Below are 257 nucleotides of genomic sequence, written 5' to 3' on the forward strand. Positions count from 1 at the left end.
CAGGCCGGAACCGATGCCGCGACCGACGCGGGTACGTTCCTGACGGGCGCCGTCGGCGGGCTTGAGAGTGTTGAGACGCATGATGGATTACTCCTCGACCTGGACGAGGTAGTGAACCTTGTTGATCAGACCGCGAACCTGCGGGCTGTCCTTGAGTTCACGCACATCGTTGAGCTTGTTCAGGCCCAGCGCGCGCACCGACAGGCGGTGACGCGACTGGGTGCCACGCAGACCCTTGACCAGACGCACCTTGACGG

At 63.8% G+C, this 257-nt stretch carries 2 protein-coding genes; both read right to left on the bottom strand.

What is annotated here, in order from left to right:
* The coding region (gene rplO, locus HKX41_12230; GenBank protein NNC24903.1) for a 50S ribosomal protein L15 at nucleotides 1–81 on the bottom strand (81 nt) is incomplete at its 3' end.
* Nucleotides 82–87: 6 nt separating this feature from the next.
* On the bottom strand, nucleotides 88–249 hold the full coding sequence (gene rpmD / locus HKX41_12235; GenBank protein NNC24904.1) for a 50S ribosomal protein L30: 162 nt from the start codon (nucleotides 247–249) through the stop codon (nucleotides 88–90).
* Between the last annotated feature and the right edge of the window lie 8 nt (nucleotides 250–257).

Source organism: Salifodinibacter halophilus (assembly GCA_012999515.1).
GTDB lineage: Bacteria > Pseudomonadota > Gammaproteobacteria > Nevskiales > Salinisphaeraceae > Salifodinibacter > Salifodinibacter halophilus.